16 protein-coding genes are annotated in these 24,933 nt (G+C 65.3%); 7 read left to right on the top strand and 9 right to left on the bottom strand.

Going from position 1 to position 24,933, the window contains the following annotated elements; translation table 11 throughout:
- Positions 1-18 precede the first annotated feature (18 nt).
- Genes B0920_RS05075 through B0920_RS05065 form a run of 3 tightly spaced genes read right to left on the bottom strand, consistent with a single transcriptional unit; the run spans position 19 to position 4,540 of the window.
- Entirely contained in the window at positions 19-909 is an 891-nt protein-coding gene (locus tag B0920_RS05075) for a DUF4123 domain-containing protein (RefSeq protein ID WP_179119096.1), read from the bottom strand.
- Entirely contained in the window at positions 906-3,776 is a 2,871-nt protein-coding gene (locus tag B0920_RS05070; protein WP_078031464.1) for a type VI secretion system Vgr family protein, read from the bottom strand. The genes B0920_RS05075 and B0920_RS05070 overlap by 4 nt, the downstream gene beginning before the upstream one ends.
- 2 nt (positions 3,777-3,778) lie before the next feature.
- A complete protein-coding gene (locus tag B0920_RS05065; RefSeq protein WP_078031463.1) occupies positions 3,779-4,540 on the bottom strand; it encodes a hypothetical protein in 762 nt (253 codons plus the stop codon).
- A 346-nt stretch (positions 4,541-4,886) separates the two neighbouring features.
- Between B0920_RS05065 and B0920_RS05060 the strand changes: the two genes are divergently transcribed.
- Genes B0920_RS05060 through tssA form a run of 7 tightly spaced genes read left to right on the top strand, consistent with a single transcriptional unit; the run spans position 4,887 to position 13,984 of the window.
- A complete protein-coding gene (locus B0920_RS05060; RefSeq protein ID WP_078031462.1) occupies positions 4,887-5,729 on the top strand; it encodes a M15 family metallopeptidase in 843 nt (280 codons plus the stop codon).
- Between the two features lie 10 nt (positions 5,730-5,739).
- Positions 5,740-6,003, top strand: coding sequence for a PAAR domain-containing protein (locus tag B0920_RS05055; protein WP_078031461.1), 264 nt, complete (start codon positions 5,740-5,742; stop codon positions 6,001-6,003).
- 1 nt (position 6,004) lies between these two features.
- Positions 6,005-7,393, top strand: a complete 1,389-nt coding sequence (locus B0920_RS05050) for a hypothetical protein (RefSeq protein WP_078031460.1) — start codon at positions 6,005-6,007, stop codon at positions 7,391-7,393.
- A gap of 23 nt (positions 7,394-7,416) precedes the next feature.
- Positions 7,417-11,184: a type VI secretion system membrane subunit TssM gene (gene tssM / locus B0920_RS05045; RefSeq protein ID WP_078031459.1), complete on the top strand. Its 3,768-nt coding sequence runs from the start codon at positions 7,417-7,419 to the stop codon at positions 11,182-11,184.
- Positions 11,181-12,167 (top strand): type VI secretion system-associated protein TagF, encoded by a 987-nt coding sequence (tagF, locus tag B0920_RS05040; RefSeq protein ID WP_078031458.1) that lies wholly within the window; start codon positions 11,181-11,183, stop codon positions 12,165-12,167. The genes tssM and tagF overlap by 4 nt, the downstream gene beginning before the upstream one ends.
- 2 nt (positions 12,168-12,169) lie before the next feature.
- Complete coding sequence (locus B0920_RS05035; protein ID WP_078031457.1) at positions 12,170-12,940, top strand: OmpA family protein; 771 nt, start codon at positions 12,170-12,172, stop codon at positions 12,938-12,940.
- A gap of 30 nt (positions 12,941-12,970) precedes the next feature.
- A complete protein-coding gene (tssA, locus tag B0920_RS05030; RefSeq protein ID WP_078031456.1) occupies positions 12,971-13,984 on the top strand; it encodes a type VI secretion system protein TssA in 1,014 nt (337 codons plus the stop codon).
- A gap of 288 nt (positions 13,985-14,272) precedes the next feature.
- Here the strand turns inward: tssA and B0920_RS25460 are convergent, their stop codons facing one another.
- The 6 genes from B0920_RS25460 to tssH form a co-directional block, all read right to left on the bottom strand.
- Positions 14,273-14,773 (bottom strand): hypothetical protein, encoded by a 501-nt coding sequence (locus B0920_RS25460; RefSeq protein ID WP_143745647.1) that lies wholly within the window; start codon positions 14,771-14,773, stop codon positions 14,273-14,275.
- Between the two features lie 588 nt (positions 14,774-15,361).
- A complete protein-coding gene (locus B0920_RS25455; RefSeq protein WP_143745646.1) occupies positions 15,362-16,096 on the bottom strand; it encodes a hypothetical protein in 735 nt (244 codons plus the stop codon).
- 652 nt (positions 16,097-16,748) lie between these two features.
- On the bottom strand, positions 16,749-18,596 hold the full coding sequence (locus B0920_RS05025; RefSeq protein WP_078031455.1) for a LysM peptidoglycan-binding domain-containing protein: 1,848 nt from the start codon (positions 18,594-18,596) through the stop codon (positions 16,749-16,751).
- Position 18,597: 1 nt separating this feature from the next.
- Complete coding sequence (locus tag B0920_RS05020) at positions 18,598-19,107, bottom strand: hypothetical protein (RefSeq protein WP_078031454.1); 510 nt, start codon at positions 19,105-19,107, stop codon at positions 18,598-18,600.
- A 19-nt stretch (positions 19,108-19,126) separates the two neighbouring features.
- Positions 19,127-22,162 (bottom strand): type VI secretion system Vgr family protein, encoded by a 3,036-nt coding sequence (locus B0920_RS05015; protein WP_078031453.1) that lies wholly within the window; start codon positions 22,160-22,162, stop codon positions 19,127-19,129.
- Between the two features lie 115 nt (positions 22,163-22,277).
- Entirely contained in the window at positions 22,278-24,923 is a 2,646-nt protein-coding gene (gene tssH / locus B0920_RS05010; RefSeq protein ID WP_078031452.1) for a type VI secretion system ATPase TssH, read from the bottom strand.
- Positions 24,924-24,933: the final 10 nt, after the last annotated feature.

Below are 24,933 nucleotides of genomic sequence, written 5' to 3'. Positions count from 1 at the left end.
CGCCGAAATCGATCAATACTACGCAATCTCGGCTATTGCATCGGTAAAAGTGAGCCTGCCGGCACGCACTCGCGCGAGCAGTGCGGCAATCGCGGGATCGGTGTCGAATCGCGCACCATAAATCAGCTTTGCGCAGACGAAGTTGACCTGGTCGCGCAAGCCCGTGATCTCATGCATGCGCGCCTCGTCATAAGCGCGGCACATGAAGCGATACGGAGCTTCGCCCTGGATCCGGTCGAGCAGGTGACGCTGATTCAGGTCGACGTAATACAGTAAATGATCCGGCATGCTGGCCTCGACCAGCGCATCGACCTGCTCCTGCGTCAGCACGAAGGGCAAGGGCGCAGGCTCGACACGCTCCGGCATGGTCGCGAGGGCATGTAGTCCACCGTCGCGGTCCCAGTACCACCAGCCAGCCAGTTCGCAAGTCAGCGCCGCGATCTGCGCCGGCCCCAAAACCGGGCCCGGCACGTACAAGGTCGTATCGTCCGGCTGTCCCACGAGCGTACCGAGAATCGCCGGATCCCAGAACGCGAAGAACATCTCGTAGTCGTCCGGCAGCACCACCTGCGACGCCGCCTGGCACTGCGCGAACAGCGCGTCGAAGCCAAGGCGTGTGGCGATCACGGTGAGGCAAGGCGCATGCGGCGCTTCGCGCAGGATCCATTGCCAGGCCGGCTCACCGGCCGATGGAGACGGCAGCTCGACCAGGTGCGGCGCCTTCCCCGCCAGCGGCGTACCCTGCTCTGCGTCGAACAGGCAGCGCACCGAACGGCCCGGCTGGAGCACCGCGCGTGGCAGGTCGAACGCCTGCGCGCTGTCGGCGATCGCATACCAGCGCAGCTCGGGATCGGCGTCAGCGGCGTCGAGGAAAGTCCGCAATTGCTCGGGGTGCTCGCGCCGCATCATGCCCCCTTGTTGACGAAAGCCGTACGCTGGCCGGCGCGCTTGGCCAGGCATTCGAGACAAACAGACTGCGGCATGATCGGCAGCTTGTAATTGCGCTCGGTGCTGCCGCCGAAGCTCTTCTTGCCGGCGTGGATGGTGATCTTCCCTGGACACTGCACGGTGATGTTGCCTCCTTCGATCGTGATGTTCGCGCCGCCGGCCGTCGACAGGCTGATGCTCTTGGCCGCCGCCCAGTCGATGTGGGCGTTGGCGCTCACCACACTGAGCTCGTCGCGGGCCTGCACTGTAAGGGTGTCGGCCTGGGCCTGGATATCGATCGCGTCTTTGGCGGCGATCATCTGCAGGCCGATGCCGCCCTCGCCCGCCTTGACCGCGCCGGCGAGCACGCCGATCGCCTGCCCGCTGTGCACCCGCCATTGGCCGCCGGTGACGAACTGCGTGTCCTGGCCGCTCATCAGGCTCACGGTCTCGCCGTTGGCAAGCTGCACTGCGCCGCCAGCCGTCACGCCCAGGCCCGCTTTCGCCGCGATCGCGATCACCGGGTCGCTCGAATGCGGCAGCTTGCCGTCGCCCGGCGCGGTGTCCTTCCTGGCCCCATCGGCCAGTGCGGCGTCCGCCCCTTCGCTGCCGACCATGCCGGAGACCGCGGTCAGCATCGCCTGCAGCGGCGCAGCCTTCGGATCGAGGACGCTGACCTTCGGCCTGGCCGCGCCCAGGTGGGAGGCCAGCCCCACCGTCTGATGGGTCAGGGCCGCCTGGTTGAAGCTCTCACCCAGCTTGACCGCCTGTTTGAGCAGCGCGATGCCGGCCACGTTGTCGCCGCCCGGATCGCGCGCGCCGGCGCCATGCTCGATCCGGTAGCTCGACACCAGCAGCCCGGCATGGGCGCGCAGTGCGCCGTAGGCGTCGGTGCGCAGTTCCGCGCCCAGGCCACGGAAGCTGCCGCGATAATTGTCGGCCCCATGCACCAGGTGGCCCAGATTGAGTTCGGTCGCCGCCGCCGTGGTGCGCAGCTGGACCCGGCCCTGGGCATCGGTGTCGTCGAACAGGAGCTGGTTGTAGCCGGCGCCGCCGAACTCCTTGCTGCGCACGCCCCACAGGGCGGCCGCGTTGCGGTGCCCGGCGCTGTCGCCGGAGGCGCCATGCCATACCGGGCTGTTGCCGCCGGCGAGATTGCCCTGGCCTGAGACGGCGTGATCGTGCGCGGCCGCGAACGGGGCGCTGCCGGATTGCGCGTCGTCCGCGGCGCCGCCGGGAGTCGGGGCCACACCGCCTTCCCCCTGGCCGTTGTAGACCGCGCCCACGATCAGCGGACGGTCGATGTCGTTCTCGATGAACTGGACGATCACTTCCTGGCCGATGCGCGGCAGGAACTGGCTCCCTAGCCCACCGCCGGCCAGGCGCTGCGCCACCCGCACCCAGCAGGTGGCGTCGCCGCTGTCCTGCCAGTGGAAGCGGATGCGCACCCGCCCGAGCCGGTCGCAATACACCTCGTCCGCGCCGTTCGGGGTGTCGGCGCCGTCCGGCCCGACCACGATCGCGCTCTGCGCGCCGCCCGCCGTCGGACGCGGATGGGCGCGGCCGTCGCTGCCGCCGAGCTGGGGACGCCAGGGCAGATCGGCGGCCACCGCCTCGAAGCAGTTGGCATAGCCGGACTTGCGCGCCTGCTCGATCATCAGCCCGAGCTCCGGTGGCGCATCCTGCCCGACAGCTTCCTGCAGCAGCTCGGGAATAGGGCCGAACAGCTCCGCCAGCGCTTCCCGGGCCCGCGACGGCAGGTTGTTGACACCGACGCTGGTGACGCGAAACACCGTGTAGCCTGCCGCTTCGCCAAGCCGCTGCAGAGGCGCACCGGTGATGCTCAGGCGGGTCCCAGCGCGCAGGGTGCGCACGGTGGAGCGGCCACGCCATAGCTGGGTGCGCGCCTCGCGCGCCTCCATCTGCAGGTTGGCGTAACGCTCCGCCTGTTCGCGGCTGGCGTAGGCGTACTGGCCGGGCGTGTCATAGGATTCGAGCGGCGGCAGGCGGGCCGGCAGATTCAGGCGCGAGGGGGCGCTGGCCGCCACCGCCTTCTTCGCCTTGTAGTCATAGCTCAGGACCGTGCTCGCGCTCGGCGCCAGGCCGCGCTGGGCCGCCAGGGCCTGGACGGTGTCGCTCTGCTCGCGGGCGTGGGCGCCATGAAAGCGTACGCCGGTTCCCAGGCTGCTCGGGTCCTCGGGAATGGCGCTGGGCATGGTGGTGTCGGCGAAGAGCACCATGGCGGGCCCCTCCTCGCCCTGCTCGAAGCGCCAGGCCAGTCCTTCCTCCGTGAGCAGGCGCTCGACGAAGTCCAGGTCGGTCTCGCGGTACTGGCAGCAGTAGCTGCGCGCCAGCGCGCCACCCATGAAGGCCAGCGCATCCTCGCTCCAGCGCCAGCGCGCCGCCGGAGCGTAGGCCTCGAACACGGCGTCGACGATCTCGATCACCGTGCGGTCTTGCCATACGCGGCTGTTGCGCACGTGGGCCAGGCGCCACACCCAGTGCGAAATGCGCAGGCGGTAGCGCGCGAAACCACCTTCGCTGCCCAGCAGGGCCGCCGCGCTGACCTCGCCGCCGAAGCGGGCGCGGCTGCCGTCGGCCAGGCTGACTTCCAATGCCGCCTGCTGGCCCAGCAGGGAAGCGGGATCGATGTTGGCGTTGGTGGACAGCGCGATCACCTCGCGCGCGCCGACCCCGTGCACGATGTCCTGCGCGGCGAAGGCCTCGACCAGCAGCGTGTCCGGGGCGCCTTCCTCGCTCCCTTCGCCCAGCGTCAGCGCGTACAGCCTCGTCGCGCTCGCGAACCCGGCGAGCGCGCCGAGGGCCTGGTCCAGCAGGTCACTACGCATGGTCAACTCGACGCTTTGGAGATCCGCACACCCTTGCACTCGGCCGCGCCCTTGGCGCTGCCCTCGCACAGCCGCACGCGGCAACGCTCGGCTTCCGCGCTGCTCGCGCTCGCGGCGCAGCGCTTGAAATCGCTGGCCGCCTTGGAAGGCGCCGGAGACTTGGAGTGCGCCAGCAGCGCCGCCAGCAGGGCCACGTCGCTGTCGACCGCCGGCTCGGCCTTCTTCGGCGCGGGCTTCGGCTTGGCCGGCGCAGGCTTGGCGCGCTGCTTGTCGGCGCTCGCCAGGCGCGGCGCCTCTTTCTTCTTCGCTTCCTTGCGCGGCGCGTCCTTTTCCGCCCGCTTGGCAGGCGCCTGGTCCGCTTTCGGTGCATCCTGGGCGGGAGCGGCCGCCAGCAAAGGCGCCAGTTCATCCTTTCCGTCACCGGCGCCAGGCGCCGGCTTGGGGCTGGCCGCCGCGGCCGGCGGCGCGCTCAGCGCCTGGGCCAGCACATTGTCCGGAGCCAGCGCGGGCGCGCCATCGGCTCGCGCCGGCTCGGCGGGCGCCTCGTCTTCGATGCGGGCGGCCGCGGGCACGACCGGGGCCGCCGCGGCGAGCACCGCCGACACCTCGGCGACCGACGGAGGCGCCTCCGGCGCGCTCACGCCGGCGCGGGCAGGCGTGGCGGCCGCCGCCATCGCCGCCTCCGGCGCCTGCGCCGTGTCGGCCTTGACGAACCACAGCACCGCGCCTGCGCCTGCCAGCGCCACGGCGAGCACGCTGAGCACGACGCCGCGCTTGCGCGGCTTCGCAGCCGTCCATGCAGGCGCCGCCTCACCGTCGAGCTGACTGAGGATGCCGCGATTTTCGGCCGGCGCCTGGGCGGGGGTTAGCAGGCTGGGTCGGCCTGGCCCTGGCCGATGCTGGGTACTGTCGGACAAAACACACTCCTTTGTTGAGCTAAACATAACTCTACGCCAAATGTAAAAACAGTGCCCAAAATCAAGTAACCAATTGTGCGCGCCTTACCCGCTACTCATAATTTCAATCGTGCGGGGTGTTATCGCTGAGTAAAGTTATACTCCGCGGAAACTAACTTTCCGTAACAACCTTGCCTTAGAAGGAAGATCCGCCTTGCTGTTTTTCGCTGTGGCGCTCTACTTCGTGCTGGCCTGCCTGATCAGCTGGATGCTCCTGTTTCCGACCGGACGCGCCTTCGTGATCCAGACCCTGTCCGGCGCGGGAGCGCGCATCCAACGGCACTGGCAATCGATGACGCAGCGGCGCACGCTGCGGGTCGCATCGATCAACCAGTCGGGCCGCGCCCTTGTCGGCGAGGCACGCAACTTCCTCCGACAGCATTATGTAATTTGCATAATCGGCGCCATCCTGCTGGCCCTGCCGCCGCTGGCCGCCATCCTGTCGGGCGCCCACACCCGCCTGAGCGGCTTTCAGGATTCCACCCGCGAGGTCAACGGCCAGGTCGCCGCCCTGCTCGAAGGCGAGCACCTGGCCCCGCCGCCGCCCCTGCCGCCTGTCGCCTTCACGACGGCCGAAGTGCGCCAGGAACGTCCGCTGATCGCTTCGGCCAGCCGCGACTGGGGCATGCTGCGTCCCGAATTCGAACAGCGCCTGCTGCTGGCCTTCCGCATCATGAAGGAGCAGCACGGCTACGACATGACCCTGCTGGAAGGCTACCGCGGCCCCGAGCGCCAGCAGCTGCTGGCCGCCATGGGCCCGAACGTCACCAATGCCGCCGCCTTCCAGAGCTGGCACCAGTACGGCCTGGCCGCCGACAGCGCCTTCGTGCGCGACGGCCGCATCGTCATCTCGGAAAAAGACCCGTGGGCGATGCGCGGCTACCAGCTGTACGGCCAGGTGGCGGAATCGGTCGGCCTCACCTGGGGCGGCCGCTGGAAGTTGATGGACCTCGGGCACACCGAACTGCGCGTGCCCGGCGTGATGAAACGGAAGTGAGGAGAGCGACATGCCAGGACCTTTGATCAGGCTCGGAGACAAGACCACCCACGGCGGCGCCGTCATCGAGGCGAGCGGCGCCAGCGACGCCGGCGGCGTCGGCATCGCCCGCATGGGCGACAAGACCGCCTGCCCCATGCACGGCGTGGTGCCCATCATCAGCGGCGACATGACCCTGATCGTGGACGGCAAGCCGGCGGCGCGCCATGGCGACATGACAGCCTGCGGCGCCAGCCTGATCGCCGGCCAGCAAGCCACCGTGGACAAGGTCTGACATGCGTCCCTGGATGAAGGCCTCGATGCTGGCCCTGTTCGTGTTCGCCGCCACGTGGGCGGGCGCGGTGTGGTACTGGCGCGCCACCAACCGCATGCCCTCGACCACCGACCTGCTGGCCTACATGGTGGCGCTGCCGCTGTCGGTCCTGCTCGCGCTCTGGGTCGGACGGCGCCTGGCCGCCCTGCCGGCGGCGTCCGCCGCGGCGACGGCCGCGCCCCAGGCGCAGGCGGCAGCCGCCGCGCCGGCTCGCCTGCCCTCCCTGGCCGTGCTGGCCTCCAGCATCCGCACCCCGCACGGCGCGTCCGCGCCGGCCCTGGACGAGGCGCTCGCCGAGGGCCGCGCCCGCGCCGACCTCGATCCCGAGCTGCTCGACGACGAGGGCTACCCCTTGATGACCCTACGCGCCGACGACGCCTTGGACGCCGCGCTCAGGAAGGACATCGAAGACTGGCTCCTGCTCACCGGCCTGCCCGACCCGGCATGGAGCGCGGCCCAGTGGCGCGCCCTGGTGCTGGGCAGCGCGGTCGCCTCCGAGCTGGCCCTGCACGCGGCCGCGCACCCCGACGCACTGGCCGGACCCGAGGATCCGCAAGCGCCGCTGCTGCACCTGCACGCCTTCGCCACCGCCGACTGGACCGTCGAGCAGTGCGCCACCGCGGCCGCCTGGCTGTCCGAAACCGTGGTGCAGGCCGGCTGGCCTGAAGACAAGGTGCGCGCCGTGGTGATGCCGCCGCTGGGCGTGGCGCCGGGAGCCACCCTGCTGACCGAACTGGCGGCCCAGGCCGAACACGGCGCCGAGCCGGTGCTGGCCCTGGTGCTGGCCTTCGGCTCGCACATCGGCGCCGACAGCGTCGACGAGATGGCGCGCGCCGGCCAGCTGTTCGCGGCCGGCCGGCCGCAGGGCCGGATCCCCGGCGAAGGCGCGGCCGGCCTGCTGCTGGCCGACGCCTGGCAGGCGCGCCTGTTCGCCGAGCCCGCGCCACTGCTCCAGGTGGCGTTCGCGCCGCACCAGGGCGGCGCGGCGGGGAAACCGGATGCGGCGCTGCTGCGCCGCCTGACCGACGAGCTGCTGCCCGGGTCCGGCGACGCGGCTATGGTGACGGCGGTCTACGCCGACACCGGTCACCGCACGGCCCCGATCATGGAACTGATGGCGCTCAGCGGCGCGCTGTTGCCCCACCTCGACCCGGGCCTGGATGTGCGCCGCCTGGGCGCGGCCTGCGGCGCCTGCGGCGACGCGCCCTTCCTGGCGGCGCTGGCCCTGGCCCACCAGCACGCCCTCGAGACCGGCGCCGCCGCACTGTGCGTGGCCAACGAAGCCGAACAACAACGCAGCGCGGCCCTGGTCCGCCCAGCTGCGCCGCCCGACCTGAGCGGGCAAACCTGATCAAGCAACCACCCTGAGCGATGATGCAAACACTCTGGCAACACCTGACCTCGCGCACCGGCATGACCGTGATCGGCCTTCTGGCCCTTGCCGCGCTGCTGTGGATCGCCACCGCCCTGCTCGGCCTGCCGGCCGCCTGGGCTTACGGCATCTTCATCCTGGCCATCCTCGCCGGCGGCGCCGCCTGGCTGTGGCGCTGGCTGCGCCGGCGCAAGGCCGCCGGCCAGCTCGGCGACATGCTGGAACAGCAGGCCGCTGCCGCGCCCAGCGCGGCCGTCAAAGCCAGCCCGGCCCAGCGCCAGGAGCAGGAGGAGATCCGCGAGCGCATGCTCGAAGCCATCTCCACCATCAAGGGCTCCAAGCTGGGCCAGCTCTCGGGCGACGCCGCCCTCTACGAGCTGCCCTGGTACATGATCATCGGGAACCCGGCGGCCGGCAAGAGCACGGCGATCGCCAGCTCCGGCCTGCAGTTCCCCTTCGCCGACAGCAAGATCGTCCACGGCGTGGGCGGCACCCGCAACTGCGACTGGTTCTTCACCACCGACGGCATCCTGATCGACACCGCAGGGCGCTATGCCGTGCACGAGGAAGACCGGGCCGAGTGGTTCGGCTTCCTGTCGCTGCTGAAGAAGTACCGCAAGAAGGCGCCCATCAACGGCGTGATCATCGCCGTCAGCGTGGCCGAACTCACCGGCAACCGGCCGGAGTTCGCGATCAACCTGGCCAAGAACCTGCGCCAGCGCGTGCAGGAGCTGACCGAGAAACTCGAAGTGCATGCGCCGGTCTACGTGGTGTTCACCAAGGCCGACCTGATCACCGGTTTCTCGGAGTTCTTCCAGGATGCCGAGCGGGGAGAACGCGACCGCGTCTGGGGCGCCACCCTGCCCTACAACCAGAACGTCACCGGCCAGCAAGTGCTGGACCAGTTCGACGCCCGCTTCGACGAACTGTACGAAGGCCTGAAGGACATGAGCGCGGCCAACATGGCCCTGCAGTGGCGCGAGCGCATGCCGCCCGGCGTGTTCACCTTCCCGCTCGAATTCTCGACCATCAAGGCGCCGCTGCGCGCCTTCATCGCCACCCTGTTCGAGGAAAACCCCTTCCAGTTCAAGCCGGTGTTCCGCGGCTTCTACTTCACCAGCGCGCTGCAGGAAGGCGAGCCGGTGTCGGCCTCCTCGCGCCGCGTGGCGCAGCGCTTCGACATCAAGCTGCAGCCGCAGGAGCATGACGAGGTCCAGCAGCAGCAGGGTTACTTCCTGCTCAACCTGTTCCGCAAGGTGATCTTCGCCGACAAGGACCTGGTGGCCCAATACGCCAGCCCGGCCAAGATCCGCATGCGCTACGCCGCCTTCATCGCCTGCGTGGCCCTGGCCGGGCTGGCCCTGGGCGGCTGGACCTGGTCGACCATGAACAACCGCCAGCTGGTGGCCAACGTCGAAGCCGACCTGGCCCAGGCCGCGCGGGTGCAGGCCAAGCGGGTGGACCTGCAGTCGCGCTTCGAGGCCCTGCAGATCCTGCAGGACCGCATCGAGCAGCTGGAAGCCTACCGCGCGGACCGCCCGCTCTCGCTCAGCCTGGGCCTGTACCAGGGCGACTACCTGGAACGCAAGCTGCGCGAGGAGTACTTCAGCGGCGTGCGCGAGGTGATGCTCAAGCCGGTGGCCGAGTCGCTCGAAGCTTTCCTCACGGAGGTCAACCGCAACGCGGCCCAGCTCCAGCCGTCCTCGCGCACCAGCGCCGAAGGCGAGGACAAGGCCGCCGCCAACGCCCAGGCCCAGCTCGCCCAGCAGTTCAAGGATTCCTCGCCCACCAGCAGCGAGGACGCCTACAACGCCCTCAAGACCTACCTGATGCTGGCCGATCCGGCGCGCGCCGAGGGCGCCCACCTGAACGACCAGCTGACCCGCTTCTGGCGCAACTGGCTGGACGCCAACCGCGGCGCGATGCCGCGCGAGGAGATGATCCGCGGCGCCGAACGCATCATCAGCTTCTACCTGGCCCAGGTCCAGGACGTGTCCTGGCCGCGCCTCGAGCCCAAGCTGGCCCTGGTCGACCAGACCCGCGACAACCTGCGCCGCGTGGTGCGCGGCATGCCGGCGCGCGAGCGCGTCTACGCGGACGTCAAGGCGCGCGCCGCCACCCGCTTCCCGACCATGACCGTGGCACGCATCGTCGGCGAGCAGGACAAGGAGCTGGTGCTGGGCAGCTACGCCATTCCCGGCACCTTCACCCGCCAGGCCTGGGAAGGCTTCGTGCAGGACGCCTTCCGCGACGCCGCCAACCGCGAGCTGCAAAGCGCCGACTGGGTGCTCAAGACCGCTTCCAAGGACGACCTGACGCTGGAGGGCAGTCCGGAGCAGATCCAGAAGGCCCTGGTGGAACTGTACAAGAACGAGTACGCCAAGGAGTGGCAGAAGTTCCTGCAGGGCGTGACCATCCGCGAGCTGGGCGGCTTCGACGCCGCCGCCGGCGCCATGAACCGCCTGGGCGACCCGCAGACCTCGCCGATCGCGAAGCTGGTGACCACGGTCTACGAGCAGACCTCCTGGGACAACCCGACCTTGGTCGACGCCGGCATCCAGCAGGCCCAGCGCGGAGCGATGGCCTGGTTCCGCGAGACCATCCTGCGCCAGAAGCCCTCGCAGGTGAACATCAACATCCCTGCCGACGCCAAGGCGCAGAACGCCGCCCTCCCGCTCGGACCGGTCGGACGCGAATTCGCCGGCGTGGCGCGCATGGTGGTCGCCAAGGACAACAACGCCTCGCTCATGCGCGGCTACATGGAGCACATGTCCAAGCTGCGCAGCCGCTTCAACACCATCAAGAACCAGGGCGACCCCGGCCCCGGCGCCAAGCAGCTGATGCAGCAGACCCTGGACGGCAACGGCTCCGAGCTGGCCGACGCCCTCAAGTACGTGGACGAGCAGATGCTGACCGGGATGACCGACGTCCAGAAGCAGGCGGTGCGCCCCCTGCTGGTGCGCCCGCTGATGCAGAGCTTCGCGGTGATCGTCAAGCCGACCGAGGCCGAGATCGACAAGGTCTGGGCGGCCCAGGTGGTCAAGCCCTTCCGCCAGAACCTGGCCCCGAAATACCCGTTCTCGGTCGAATCCAAGCTCGAGGCCAGCAACCAGGAGATCGGCGAGGTGTTCGGCCCGAGCGGCGCGATCGCCAGGTTCTTCGACACCACCGTCGGCCCGCTGGTGGTCCGGCGTGGCGACACCCTGGCCGCCCGCACCTGGGCCGACATGGGCGTGCGCCTGTCGCCGGCGGTGATGTCCAGCTTCCCGGGCTGGGTCGCGCCGCTGTCGGCGGGCGGCGTGGCCAACGTGGCCGCGGTCAGCGGCGGTGAGGAGCAGACCATGTTCGACCTCCAGGCCCTGGGCGCCAATGGCGCCACCGAGTTCACCATCGAGATCGACGGCCAGGCGCTGCGCTGGCGCGGCCAGCCCCAGCCCTGGGTGCACATGGCCTGGCCGAGCAGTTTCGGCGCGCCCGGCGCGCGCATCACCGCCATCACCCCGCAGGGCCGCACCGTCACCCTGCTCAACGAACCGGGGCGCTCGGGCCTGAAGAACATGATCGAGTCGTCCAACCGCAAGCGCAAGGACGGCGGCGTGTTCGAGTTGACCTGGTCGGCGGAAGGCGTGAGCGTCACCGCCAACCTGAAGGTGGTCGGCACCCGCAAGCCGGTGGCCGCGCCCGCTCCCAGCGCAGGCCAGGGCTTCAAGCGCCTGCGCCTGCCGGAGACCGTGATCGCCGCCGCCGCACCGGCAGGAGCCGCGCAATGAGCCGCGCCGCCACCCCCGCCACCATCGGCTACTTCGGCAAGATTCCGAGCCGGGGCGATTTCATCAAGGGCAGCGACAACCCGGCCCTGATCAAGGTGCTGGACGACTGGCTGGCGCGCGCCATGGACCTGCTCAGCAGCGACGCGCGCTGGAAGCTCAGCTACGACGCCATGGCGCCGTTGCACTTCGCCATCATCGGGCCACGCCGGCGCCACGCGATCGCCGGCCACATCGTCGCCAGCGCCGACCAGTCCAGCCGCCGCTTTCCCTTCCTGATGATGAGCGCCCTGGAAGTGAACGACCCGTCCGAATTCGTGCCGGACGCGCCGCTGGTCCTGAACCGGCTGTGGAACCGGCTGGAGACCCTCAGCACCGGCGTGGTCAGCGCGCCGGACGCCAGCGCGCCGCTGGCGGCGGCCGCCAGCCAGACGGTCGAACTCGACCTGCGCGCCTCGGCCTACGACGCCGCCTTCGCCGACTTCCTCGAGATGCAGACCGTCGGCGGCCTGCAGGCCATGCTGGCCCAGGCCGGCTTCGAGGGCTCGGTGCGCCAGGTGCTGCTGGCCCTGGGCATGCTGCTGCAGCCGGTGCTGGCCAGCAGCTCCAGCCGGCTGGAAAAGAGCCTGTTGCTGCCGCTGCCGCGCGACCCGATGTACCGCAATCTGGTCGCGGCCTACTGGATGCACCTGATCACGCCCTTCCTGGCGCGCGCCGATTTCGAGCTCGCCCTGTTCCTGACCCGGATCGCGGACCGGCCGGCGCTGGTGCTGGGATTTTCGGGCGCGTCCGCCCATACCCTGCAAGCCATCATCGACCCGCATGCGGGCCTGGAACGGCACATCAGTTTCGACCAGCTGGACTGGGTGGAAGACCAGGTCGACGACGACTACGCCGTCAAGAAGCTCTCCACTTATCTGGCGCAATCCGACCTCTCGCTCAAGTCCGCGCTCGATTCCCTCGGCACGGCCTTTATTGGAACCTGATCATGGCAAGACTCTTACCCGCAATCCTCCTTGCCCTGGCCGGCTGCGCGAACACGCAGGCACAGGGCGTCGCGCCCCAGCCTGGCCAGGTGCTGGCCTCGGGCACCGTGCCGGACGAAGCCACCAAGGCGAGCGTGCTGACGCGCCTGCGCGAACTGTATGGCGACGACAAGGTGGTCGACCAGATCAGCATCGGACAGGTGGCGATGCCGGCCAACTGGAATGGCTACGTGCAAAAGCTCTTGAGCCCCGACCTCAAGCAGATCAGCCGCGGCCAGCTCAAGATCGACGGCACCACGGTCAGCCTGCGCGGCGAGGTGGCCAACGAGGCCCAGCGCCAGAAGATCGCCAGCGACGTCGCGACTAGCCTGAACCCGACCTATACCGTCAACAACGGGCTGCGTGTGTCGAGCAGCGAACAGGGCATCCTCGACAGCGCGCTGGCCAACCGCACCGTGGAGTTCGAGAGCGGTAAGGCGACCCTGACGCCGGCTGGCCGCGCGATCCTGGACGAGATGATCCGCGCCATGCAGAAGGTAAAAGGGCGCAAGGTCGAGATCATCGGCCACACCGACAATGTGGGCCTGCGCGCCACCAACCTCGGCCTGAGCCAGGCGCGCGCCGACGCCGTCAAGGCCTACATGGCCGCCAATGGCATCAATGGCGATTTGCTCAGCGCATCCGGCCAGGGATCGGACCGGCCGGTCGCCGGCAACGACACGCCTGAGGGCCGGGCGCGCAACCGCCGTATCGAATTCCGCATCGCGCAATAAGCGCGAGGCTCACGCTCAAGAGGACGAATCATGTTCACCGCAGAAGAACTGCTGCAGCCCATCAGCCCCGACCAGCCATCCGGGAGCGATCTGACCTTTTCCAGCGACATGGACGCGATCGCCCATGCGCGCCGCTTCGACGATCCTTCGCTCGACCAGGGCGAATGGGTGACCGACCTGAAGGAAGCGGACTGGGACTTCGTGGTGCGGCGCTGCGCGGCCCTGTTGAACGACACCAGCAAGGACTTGCGCCTGGCGGTCTGGCTGACCGAGGCGGCGACCAAGCGCCACCAGCTTTCCGGCCTGGCGCAGGGACTGCGGGTGGTCGCCGGGCTGGTGGAGCGCTTCTGGGATCAGGGGCTGTATCCGGAAGCCGAGGACGGTGACCAGGAACAGCGGATCGGCAACCTGGCCTGGCTGCTCGCGCGCATTCCGGCCATGCTGCAGGAGATTCCGGTCACCGACGGCAAGGGCAGCGCCTGGACCCTGCTCGACTTCGATACTGCGCGCAAGGCGAATCTCGATGATGGGCGCAGGCTGGCGGAGATGGAGGCGGCAAAACGCGCCAGTTCGGCCGCTTTCCGCGCCGCGTTCGCGGCCGACGCTCAGGCCTGCCTGGAGGCGCTGCTCGACCTGGAGCGGGCGGCAGACGCGCGCCTCGGCAATGACGCGCCGGGCTTCGTTGGGGCGCGCGACGCTGTGCAGAACCTGGCGCGCTTGATGCCGGCGCCGGGGAACGCACCGGCAGCGCCAATCGAGGCGGAGGGCGCGCTGACGCTGGCGGGCGATGCGGCGCCGACCACGGTGATCCAGGCGGGGCCAGCGGGGGCGATCAGCTCGCGTCAGCAGGCGATCACCCAGTTACGGGCGATTGCGGACTTCTTCCGACGCACGGAGCCGCATAGCCCGGTGTCCTATTTTGCGGACAAGGCGGCCAATGCGGGGGAGCAGGATTTGCATACATGGCTGCGCTCGGTGGTGAAGGATTCGGCCTCGCTGGCGCATATCGAGGAGATGCTTGGGGTGCAACCGCCGCAAAGTTAAGGGAAGAACTCGCGGTAGCAACGGGAGCGGGCTGACCAATCTGCGGGTCCTCGGCAATTGCGCTCACGTAGATGGCGCCCGCCGCGCCGACCATGAGCGGCGATACCGAACAGCGTTGCATCATCATGTTCACGCCTGGTCGACATCCTTCGGTTTCGGGCTGCTGACCTTGATCGTACCGCCACTCCAAGGTCTAAGATCTAAACGATGATGATGCGGCGGAGACAACGCGCCACTAATCCTGGGTCCGCACCGGGCGTTCTTGCACGTCAGCAGCTAACCACCAATTCAAGGGCTTTCTTCTTCCTGAAATGTGAAGAACACAAGATTGGATTTTTTGCGCTCGGCTAGCTTGATTATCCGGGCTGGCTTCTTCTTGGGGGTGATGCGCCATTTGCTGGCACATACGCCATCACTGGAATGCGGTTTTCCATAACGCCGACTCAGTTCAGCTTTCATGTAGGCGCAATTTTCGGCCTGTTTGAAACTGCTTTGCACCATCGATAAAGAGGGCTCGTCGCTGCCGCTTAGTGTCAGTCGGTTGACGGCTGCAGCCTCAGTGCATGAAACATTGCCTCTCTTAACGTAGTCCCAGTCTTCTGCCATTCGCTCCGTGCAAATGCCTTTTAGCTTGAGCATGATGGCCGGAAAGGACGACGTTAGAACCTGCTCAGAACTAATCACGGCGAATACCGCTGCGAATTCTGGCGTCGGGGGCTGCGCATGGGCTTGGCAACCCGCCAAGACCAATATGAGGACGAGAGCTTGTTTGAATGCTTGATAGTTCATTGATCGACGCTTTTATCCAGGGTCGCAGTTGGGTCCCCGAGATCCGCTCTGCGCATATAAGGGCTTGACTTGTTTGTCAACCTGTTCTTCACAGGCGATTTGTTTGTCGAGTACATCTCGAGATGGATCAACGAGTTGAGAAAGCGATCCCAGCGGACAGCGACCGTCGTGTGGAGGACCAGCGCACACCGCATTCTGTTCGTCGTTCATCGATTGTGCAGGTTGCGCCAACCTGGCCAGGTCGTCATTAAGATGCCTTAGCGTAGCGTGGTAGCACTGGGCATCGATATAGGGCTGACGACGACGTCGCTCGAAGTCACCATTCATTGTTTCGTCCTGATTTCTTTCGTTCGAACAAGTTTGCCGCCGGCCGCCTACTCCTCCTCCACGGCGTCATTCATTGCAGCTATGTGCGATGGCCCCGAAAGTTCAAGAAGCCAGAAGATTTCTCCTCGCCGCCATGGTCTCCGAGCGAGACGCCGATCTCGCTGCAAACGGGTGATTGACGCTACTTTTAACCGTCGGAACTGCGGTCAGCGTGGGATGCGGCACCACCTCGCCAGGGCGTCGGGTTTAGTCTTGCACTCACTAGGGCGCGCACGTGAAGATAATTCCGAGCTGCTTTTGTAAGTCGTCGATCGCCTTGGCCTCGGCAATCCGATTCCCGATCAGTTGAAAGAAAAATGCGCCAAATATGGCACAAGGAATTCCCCACGCGAATGCGCTAAATACCGGATAGGGAATACGCAAATTCAGTCCGATTAGCATAGAGAAGACGGACACCACCGCAATGAAAGATATGGCTCGGTGTGGCACACCTGGGATATACAGGTGCGTATGATGCCGCAATATTTTTTGCACTCTCCACCATTCGATGGTACGTCGTTGTGCGTTGACTTTTCCGATACGAGCCGGATCATGACACTCTGACCAGCGTTTCGAAAACGCCTTGTAACCCCTGCCAAAATTTGCCGCGCATAGCCATCCTAGAATACAGGTAACAAGTACTTTCACCGAAACGGGTAAGCCTTCAACCCAGTAAATAGGAAGGAACAAGCTCAACAAGAACCATGCAAGGTCCAGACCGAACACGGCGTAGAAGAGAGGTGCCAACCACAAACGGTTATTGATCGTGAAATGTACGGCAAGCTGAATGCCGAACGTCAGTGCCGCCAAGATACCACAAACGAGCAAAGCGCTGTAACCTGCGCCAGTACCCGCCATTTTAGACGTCAATAACCACCCGCCAGCCACGCCGAGTAGAAGAAGGCTGAGCGACAAGATCAACTTTCCAGAACCTACATCTTCCTTCACCGCGTCCATTCTGCAACCTTATTCTTGAGATGAAGTTACTCATCCGCCACTCGACGAGCATAGCTGCGACTACGTAGCCGTCGCCAGGAAAGGACGCGGCGCGTCATGGCTGCCGTAGGCCAATCGCCCAATCTCAACTTCTTGCGACGAGGTAGCTATTATGGGCCCTGTTCTCGCATCATCGTAAAGTAGACCAGATTTTCTTCTTTAGATACCTCAAGCTCAATAACGAGCGCACGTGAATCTTGCCCCCCAGACAATTTCCAAACACCACCGCACGGTTGCTTAACCGGCTTTGGCTTTCCATAGCTGCTTACCAGTCGAGTGAACATATACCCGCATTTCTCGGACCCAACAAAACTAGCCTGCACCATTGAAATAGCAGGACTATTTGAGCCGCTAAGTAGCAAGGAATCAGAGCCTGCAGATTTTCCGCAAGCCACGTTGCCTCTGGTCAGATAATCGGGATCGCTGCTCAACCGCTCACTGCACACTCCACTTAACTGTGAAATTACGTGCTTAAAAGGTGTCGCAAGAACCTTTCTACTACTGATCAATTCAAAAACCTTTCGGAAGTCCCCTGGCGGATCCTGGGCCTGGGCAGAGCATCCGATCAAGCTTAAAAAGACTAAGGTAAAACCTGTTAAGCATCTCATATTTATCATCTATCAACACATTTATCTAAAGTTGGCGTTGGGTCTACCAAATCCGCCCTTCGCCTATAAGGTCCGGAATTAACGGTAAGCTCAGATTTCGATGGTAATTCATCTGAGGAATACATCTCGAGGTGAAGCATGGAGTGCTTATACGGCTTGCCACTGGGCATAACCAAACGGCCTACCGTTCCGATAGTTTCGCCACGTACAACGGTCTTCCCGACCAATTTCTTCCGCTCCGCAACGGATCTCGGAGCTACCTCGCCGTACCGAACGATGAAATTTCCATGGAGAACCTCAATTGCATCAGTTCCCCAATAAAACCCGTACACATTCAAGATGCGACCGTCGTCCATTGCTCTAACCGGTGTCCCTACAGGAGCATAGAGATCGCACCCCCCGTGAAGGCGTCCATTCCCGCGGGGAGAGCCAAAACGTCGGGCCTCCGTATCGTATCTGGCCGTCGAGCGGAATGGTACTGGGAATAACAGCCCTTCGCGTAGCACTCGTCCGTTCCTGCCGGGTACGGCGACGGTCTTTTTAATCTCCTTTTCTACGGTCGTGTGTGGGATTTTCGTCGCTTTCGCCCGAGTAGCAACTTGTTCACTCGTGGCTTTTCCGCGTATAGCGATGACTCTAGACTCGCCGCCATGCCGCTGAGCAGCGTTTCCTTCAGGCAAGACGATATGACTGCGCTTGTGCTCTACGATCGCTGGAGCAGCTGCGGGGCGCATGTTTAATACCTCCGACAGATAACTACCTATGAGTTCGATCGGCGGGCGCCGCCAGAGGTACTCTCCATCATGGATCCGCAAAATCTGGCCTGCCCTGATCCGGTCAGGATTTTTGAGATTGTTCAATTTTTGCAGTTCCTCTACGGTTTTTCCGTTGGCAGCAGCGATACGACCGAGAGTTTCTCCCGGTTTTACCGTGTGCACCACGTCTTCAACCGTGCCAGAAACGTCAATATAATCTTTGTAGTTATGGTTAAGGATAACAAATACGACCTCAGCCAGACCTGACGTCTCGATCTGCTGGGTTTTGCCACTTCCATCCGTGCGCCCTTTCACGATACTCGGCTTGGGCGGTTTATCGGCTTGAATAGTGGAAGGACGCTTCACCGATGCAACTGGTGGCACGATTGCGACGTAGGGTTGATCCGCATAGGGCTTGTTATCACTTGTAAGGAGTTTAAAGGATACGATGCCTTTTTGCCTCAAGAGCGCCTCCGCGGGGCCAAGAAGCGGCATGATCTTGGTGCCAATAATTTTCTGGACCTCGCGAACAGTTTCGCGGCCCATTCTTTTGGGGGTCGGATTGAAGTACCAAGATTCGTGATGAAAGATGTATACATGTCTTTCCCAATCCCGGCCGAAAAACTTTAGCGCCTTCTCTTTGCTCAACATGTAGGAAAGCACTACACCGTAGGCACCGCGTTCTGCGTCGAAGACGCCATCTCCGGATAGATCGAGGTTGAATCCCAAACGCTTCTTCGAGATATGGTCCTTTGCTGCTTCAATAACGGTGGCCTCCGTGTACTGCCCAAGTCCAGCAGCCGTTGTTGTTCCGGCGGCAGCGTCCGGGTTGAACCCAGACTCAACCCGACAGATTAGCAGAGTATGTGCGATATCCCGATATGAAAGCTTATAACGAGCCCCGATTTCGATGAGGATATCCATTACACGGTCTTGTACCTCGTCCGTCGCGTCACCGATCACACGAGAGCGCCCTGCAAGCGCACCGGGAGGCTTGTCAATCTCAGGTTTCCGGCGTAGGTAGGAACGCTCTATAATTTGCTTGTCAGAGTATGCCGCGCCACGTTTCGTGCGCAAGTAATCGTAGATCGTTCCCATGTTATTGATCAGGCATGATGGATGGCACCGGCTTCAAGTTTCGCATTGCCTCCGATATATCGTTCGGTGTGAGTCTGGGCCCGGCATCCATCAACATACCCGACATGTCGTAGTGTGCTAGCGCCTCAGAATACTCCGCGGTGCCTCCGCCGATAGAGTAGTAGAACGTTGCGACGGGCCCAATACTCGACTCTGTGCAGGCCCATGCGATCACGTATAAGTCCTTCAAATCTCCACCACTTTCCCTGATACGCGCGCGCTCTAGCTTGGTCAAGTCCGGCAAGGAAGCCACACGCTTTACGCCGCCGTTCGCCACTTTCAAGGTTTGCCGTTTGCATTCATTCAACGTCAAAGCATCTCCGCTTTTTTTGCAAATCGATGTGACCGCATAGCTAATTTTCCCGCAAGTCATCTTGGCCGTGTATTCTTTGTAGGCTAAGTTCGCGGCCTGGCCATGCCCCCATGCGCCAATGGCAGCAAAGACAAGCATGAATTTAGTGGCATTCCTCATTGTGATCTCCGAGTTTCGGTCAGTCCCAGTCCTTATCCATCTCTTGGTGCCAGACGTTGATATTCTCCTGGCCCCAATCATCCTTTTCGATTAGTGACAATTTGATATCCTTCGGCTCAGACGTGCCTACCTTGATCGTTTCGCCATCGGAATTCGTTTCTCCGAAGTATCGAGAACCGTCCGGCAAATCCAAGATATATGCTTGAGCGGGTTTCGCGACGTTATTCGACACGACTCTGTATCTTGCGGCAAAAGTGTGCCAAATCTCATTGCTCAGCATGATGTTTCGAGTGGGGAGACGCAATTCAGAAAGTGTCGAAGACTTTGGTCCAGCGAGCTCTTTTGACGAAGCTTTAAACTCGATCCTCCCAGGACCGTGTACTTCGATGTTCCCACCCTCGAGCTTTATGTAAGCTCCTTGCGCTGTCAGGAGCACATGCTTTTTTCCAGCGATCCTGATGTCTTTTTCGACGCTAGCCACGATGACCGAGTTATCAGCCATCAGTGAGCTCGGACCATTCTGGCTTTGCATGCTGAACTTCCCCGACGCGGCGTGCAGGCGAATCCCCGTCTCCTGATTCGGCTTGTTCGCATCGCTTGCCTTACCGTAAGTGAACATGCCTATCCCAAGCCTGGCCACATGGAACCAATTAGCCTGAGCGGCGAAGTTGACATCCTGGCTGGCTGCAATGCTGGTCGACGCACCGGCGCTGAACACCGCGCTGGCCGGCGTCAGCGCCGCAATTCCCGACGGCGAAGACAGTTGCATCTGCGCTTCGCCATAGGCCACCGCCCTTCCCAGACCACCTTCACCCGCCCCGGCTGCCCCCGCCCCGGCTGCCCCCGCCCCGGTTTCCTGCACCGTCTCCAGACTGCGCCGCAAATCGCGCGCGGCCGACAAATCCTCCGGCTTGCCCTCGCCCGGCAACTGCGCCTTGTGCTTGAGCGCCGTCGCCGCAAGATCCCCGACCAGATTGAGCGCCCGCTCGATCTGCATCGCCGCCGGCGTCGAATCCAGCTGCGCGCCCCCCACCGAGGCCTGATCGGTCGACACCAGCATCCCCTTCCCCGCCCGCAGCGCGACCGAGCGCGCCGACTTCAGCTCCGCGCCGAATCCCACCGGATCGAGCCGCTGGTTGTCGGTCTGGTGCCGCAGGTGCCCCAGGTTCAATTCGTCCGTGCCCTCGTGGGGTTTGGCATGCCGCTGCAGCGCGACCCGCGCCTGCCCGGCGCTGTCGTCGAACACCAGTTGCCCATACCCGCCGTTACCGGCCTGGCTGGCCTGCATGGCCTGGCTCTTGATGCCCGACAGCGCCGCCGGATGCGCGTGCGCCCCACCCTCGCCCGGAAACCACGCCGGCGCGTTGCCGGTCGCGGCGCCGCCGCCCTGGGCTACCTGGTTGTGCTGGGCATCCATCCGACCCGCTCCGTTATAGACCGCTCCGATCACTACAGGACGATCGATGTTCCCGTCAAGGAAATCGACCAGCACCTCCTGGCCGACACGCGGCAGTGCATGACTGCCCCAGTTGGCGCCGGCGACAGGCGCCAGCGGCGTGGCCACGCGCACCCAGGTTCCCGCCTGGTCGTTGCCCGGCGCTCCCGAGTGCCCATCGGGCGCCGGATGCGGCAGCCGGCTATGGCTCGCATCGCCGCGTTGCCAGTGGAACTGCACTTTGATGCGGTGATCGCGGTCGGTATGGATCACCGCACCCGGCGGCCCCACCACGATCGCGGTCTGCTGCCCCTGCACCCGCGGCCTCGGGTGCAGCAGCTTTCCATGCCCGTCGGTGCGGCTGGCGCGGTAAGGCACCGCGGCAGGAATCGCCTCGAAGCGGTTGCGGTAGACCGGCCGCTCGCCTGGCCCGCAGCCCAGCGCGTGCAGGCTGCCGGCAAGATCCTCGTCGTTCGCCCGGCGCAGCGCGCACTCGCCGAGCAGACGCGCCAGCGCGTTGCCGGTGTCGGCGTCGAGGTTGTTGTGCGCCAGGTGGGTGACACGGACCAGATTGAAGGCCGCATCCTCGCCGCCATCGAAGCGGCTGTGATCGTGCAGGGTGAAGCTCGTCCCGGGCCGGAAGCTGCGCACGGTGCCAGCGCCGACGTGGATTTCGCGTCCTGCCTGCAGCGCCTGCAACTGGCGGTCGGCGATCCGCAAACCCTGCTCGCGCGTGCCATAGGCGTAGACACCGGGCATGTCGCGGCTGGCCAGGCTGATCGCCTCACCCGTGCCGCTGCTCACTTCGCGCAGCGAACGGCTGCGGTAGTCCCAGCTCGCCAGTTCGATGGCGTTGGTCTGCAAGCGTGTCTCGATGCGCCAGCGGTCGATGCTGTCCTCGCGCATGACCGCGCCCGGTTGGGTGAACCGCACATCCGACCTCGCATTGCGGGCAAAGGCGCCGTTGTGGTCCGCGACGACCAGCGTATGGCTGCCGAAGCCGGGGCTGGACGCGTCGCCCTCGTGCTCGAAAAAGTAGAACAGCCCTTCCTCGCTCATCAGGCGCTCGGCGAAGGCGAGGTCGCTTTCCTGGTACTGGGTGGTGAGGCTGCGCTTCGCGTAGACGCTGCGGTCGCTCAGCTCGAAGCGCCAGGCCGGCGCCAGACGCCCCTTGTGGTCATAGGCGCGGAAGACCGCGTCGAGGATGTCGCACACCGTCATGTCCTGGAACACGCGACTGTCCCGGCCCAGGCCGAGGAAGCGCGTCCAGGGCTCGATGAGTAGCCGGTAGCGCGCGAAGCCGCCGTTGGCCCCGGTCAGCTCGGCCGCCGTGACGTGGCCATGAAATGGACGCGGCGCGTCATGGCTGCCGTCGGTCAGCAGCTCGACCAGTACGGGCTGGCCGATCAGTCCCTTCAGAGGCAGCGCGGCGTCCAGCGAGAGCGCCGCCACCTCCAGACGGAAGCCTTCGCTCAACCCCTCGCTGCCGCGCAGGCTTTCGGCCAGCAGCACGTCCGGGCCAGCGGGCGTGCTCAAGCGAAGGACTCGCCGGTGCTGGGTAAAGCGGCCACCAAGGCCTTCCAGGACAGCGGACGCCAAGGATGCGATCGAGGCTGTCATGCTGTTCCCCTAGAAGTTGCCAACGTTAAATAAAATGCCATTCTATAGTTGATCTAAACACGGATTTTGACCAGGACGCCTGCTCATGAACGCTGGGTGGCAGGCCTGTACGGCATCAAGCGATCGTGTAGGCGAATCTACCCTCCCCATCCGCCGTCACGGCAATGCGCTCGATGACTGCCCCCTCGGCCATGCGCGCCAGCACCGATTCCGCCACCTCCGGCAGCAGCGTGCCGTTGAGGATGTTGTCGACATTGCGCGCCCCCGAATCCACTTCCGTGCAGCGTGCCAGCACCGCCTCCACCAGCGCCTCGTCGAACTCGAAGTCCGCCTTGTGGTTGGCGGCGATGCGCTCGCCGATGCGGCGCAGCTTGAGCTCGATGATCTCGGCCAGCACGTCGTCCGACAGCGGGTAGTACGGCACCACCTTCAGGCGCCCCAGGAAAGCCGGCTTGAACTGCTTGACCAGGTAGGGCCGGATCATCTCCTCCAGCGCGTCCGGGGACGGCAGCTCCTCCTCGCCCTTGTTCAGGCAAGCCTGCATCATCACGCTCGACGCCACGTTCGAGGTCAGGATGATGATGGTGTTGCGGAAGTCGATCTCGCGCCCTTCGGCATCGTCCATCACGCCCTTGTCGAACACCTGGAAGAAGAGTTCGAGCACGTCCGGGTGGGCCTTCTCGACTTCGTCCAGCAGCACCACGCTGTAGGGATTGCGGCGCACCGCCTCGGTCAGCACCCCGCCCTCGCCATAGCCGACATAACCCGGCGGCGATCCTTTGAGCCCGGAGACGCTGTGCGCCTCCTGGTACTCGCTCATGTTGATCGTCACCAGCTTGCGCTCGCCCCCATACAGCACGTCGGCCAGCGCCAGCGCGGTCTCGGTCTTGCCGACGCCCGAGGGGCCGACGAACAGGAACACGCCCTTCGGCTTGTTCGGATCGTCGAGGTTGGCGCGCGCGGTGCGCACCCGCTGGGCCACCGCCTCGATCGCGTGCGGCTGGCCGATCACCCGCTCTTCCAGCGTGCCTTTCAGGTTGAGCACGGTGCGGATCTCGTCCTTGACCATCTTCCCGAGCGGGATGCCAGTCCAGCCGGCGACGATCTCGGCCACCACATGGCCGTCCACCTGCACCGGCACCATCGGGCTCTCCCCCTGCAGCGCGCGCAGCTCGCCGACCAGCGCCTGGACGTCCTTGCCCGCCCCGCCATCCAGGCCGCCGCCCTGCTCCAGCGCCTGGCGCGCGTCCACGATACGCTGCGACAGGCCCTTCTCCTGCTCCCAGCGCGCCGCCAGGCTTTCGCGCCGCGCGCTCAGTTGGGCGCGTTCTTCCTCCAGCTCTCCGAGACGCTGCGCATGGGCGGCGCCGGCAGCCCGCTCGCGCCTGAGCGCGCCCGCCTCGGCCTCCAGGCGCTCCAGGCGCCGCGTGAGGTCCTCGATCAGGGCCGGCGTCGCGTTCTGTCCCAGCGCCACCTTCGCGCAGGCGGTATCGAGCACGCTGATGGCCTTGTCCGGCAACTGGCGGCCCGCGATGTAGCGGTGCGAAAGCCGCACCGCCTCGGTGATCGCCTCGTCGAAGATGCGCACGCCGAAGTGCTTCTCCATCAGCGGCGCCATCCCGCGCAGCATGGCGCAGGCCAGTTCTTCGCTCGGTTCCTCGACCTTGATTACCTGGAAGCGGCGCGCCAGCGCGGCGTCCTTCTCGAAGTACTTCTTGTACTCGCCCCAGGTGGTGGCCGCGATGGTGCGCAGTTCGCCGCGCGCCAGGGCCGGCTTGAGCAGGTTGGCGGCGTCGTTCTGGCCGGCCTGCCCGCCCGCGCCGATCATGGTATGGGCCTCGTCGATGAAGAGGATGATGGCGTGCGGGCTCTTCTTGACCTCGTCGATGACATTCTTGAGGCGGTTCTCGAATTCGCCCTTCACCGACGCGCCGGCCTGCAGCAAGCCCATGTCGAGGGTATGGATTTCGACGCCCTTGAGCACCTCGGGCACGTCGCCTGCGGCGATGCGCAGGGCCAGCCCTTCCACCACCGCGGTCTTGCCGACGCCCGCCTCGCCGGTCAGGATCGGATTGTTCTGGCGGCGGCGCATCAGGATATCGATCGCCTGGCGGATCTCGGGGTCGCGCCCGATCACCGGATCGACCTTGCCCTCGCGTGCGCGCTGGGTCAGGTTGGTGGTGTACTGGTCCAGCGCCGGGGTCCTGGACGCGGCGGCGGCCGTCAGTTCTCCCACCGGGTCGCTGCCCTGGGCCTTGGGCGGCTCGACGCTCACCACCTCCTGCGAGCCGGCGGCGATCTTGTCGAGGTTATGCTTGATCTGGTCGACGTCGAAACGGTCGAACAGCTTGGAGCCGCGGTAGGCCAGCTGGGACAGCTCGGGGTCGCCCAGCAGCGCCTGCAGCAGGTGGCCGCTGCGGATCGCGGCCGGACGTCCGGCCGGGATGTCGAGCGAGGCGATCAGCCAGGCGTGCTCGAACAGCTTGGGCAGGCGCGCCGAGAACACCGGCGTGCGGGCGTTGCCTGACCGGAGGCGCGCGATCTCGGCCTGCAGGTCGGCTTCCAGCATGCCGGCCGGGATGCCGCTCTGGCGTGCGATGATGGCGAAGTCGCTCTTGGGCTGCTCCAGCAGCGCCAGGAACAGGTGTTCCAGGTCGACTTCATACTGGCCATGGGCCACGCACAGGCCCGCGGCGCGGGTGGCGGCGTTGCGGCAGGTGTCGTTCAGTTTGCCGATCAGGGTCTTCAGGTTGAGGCTCATACAGGGATCC

Origin of the sequence: Massilia sp. KIM, assembly GCF_002007115.1 — a bacterium.
GTDB lineage: Bacteria > Pseudomonadota > Gammaproteobacteria > Burkholderiales > Burkholderiaceae_D > Telluria.
This window is presented reverse-complemented; position numbering and strand designations above follow the sequence as displayed.

Bases quoted from the DNA above. Each gene is read 5' to 3' on its own strand.
- B0920_RS05075 (WP_179119096.1), bottom strand. From the start codon at position 909: ATGATGCGGCGCGAGCACCCCGAGCAATTGCGGACTTTCCTCGACGCC.
- B0920_RS05070 (WP_078031464.1), bottom strand. From the start codon at position 3,776: ATGCGTAGTGACCTGCTGGACCAGGCCCTCGGCGCGCTCGCCGGGTTC.
- B0920_RS05055 (WP_078031461.1), top strand. From the start codon at position 5,740: ATGCCAGGACCTTTGATCAGGCTCGGAGACAAGACCACCCACGGCGGC.
- B0920_RS05050 (WP_078031460.1), top strand. From the start codon at position 6,005: ATGCGTCCCTGGATGAAGGCCTCGATGCTGGCCCTGTTCGTGTTCGCC.
- tssM (WP_078031459.1), top strand. From the start codon at position 7,417: ATGCAAACACTCTGGCAACACCTGACCTCGCGCACCGGCATGACCGTG.
- tagF (WP_078031458.1), top strand. From the start codon at position 11,181: ATGAGCCGCGCCGCCACCCCCGCCACCATCGGCTACTTCGGCAAGATT.
- B0920_RS05035 (WP_078031457.1), top strand. From the start codon at position 12,170: ATGGCAAGACTCTTACCCGCAATCCTCCTTGCCCTGGCCGGCTGCGCG.
- tssA (WP_078031456.1), top strand. From the start codon at position 12,971: ATGTTCACCGCAGAAGAACTGCTGCAGCCCATCAGCCCCGACCAGCCA.
- B0920_RS25460 (WP_143745647.1), bottom strand. From the start codon at position 14,773: ATGAACTATCAAGCATTCAAACAAGCTCTCGTCCTCATATTGGTCTTG.
- B0920_RS25455 (WP_143745646.1), bottom strand. From the start codon at position 16,096: ATGGACGCGGTGAAGGAAGATGTAGGTTCTGGAAAGTTGATCTTGTCG.
- B0920_RS05025 (WP_078031455.1), bottom strand. From the start codon at position 18,596: ATGGGAACGATCTACGATTACTTGCGCACGAAACGTGGCGCGGCATAC.
- B0920_RS05020 (WP_078031454.1), bottom strand. From the start codon at position 19,107: ATGAGGAATGCCACTAAATTCATGCTTGTCTTTGCTGCCATTGGCGCA.
- B0920_RS05015 (WP_078031453.1), bottom strand. From the start codon at position 22,162: ATGACAGCCTCGATCGCATCCTTGGCGTCCGCTGTCCTGGAAGGCCTT.
- tssH (WP_078031452.1), bottom strand. From the start codon at position 24,923: ATGAGCCTCAACCTGAAGACCCTGATCGGCAAACTGAACGACACCTGC.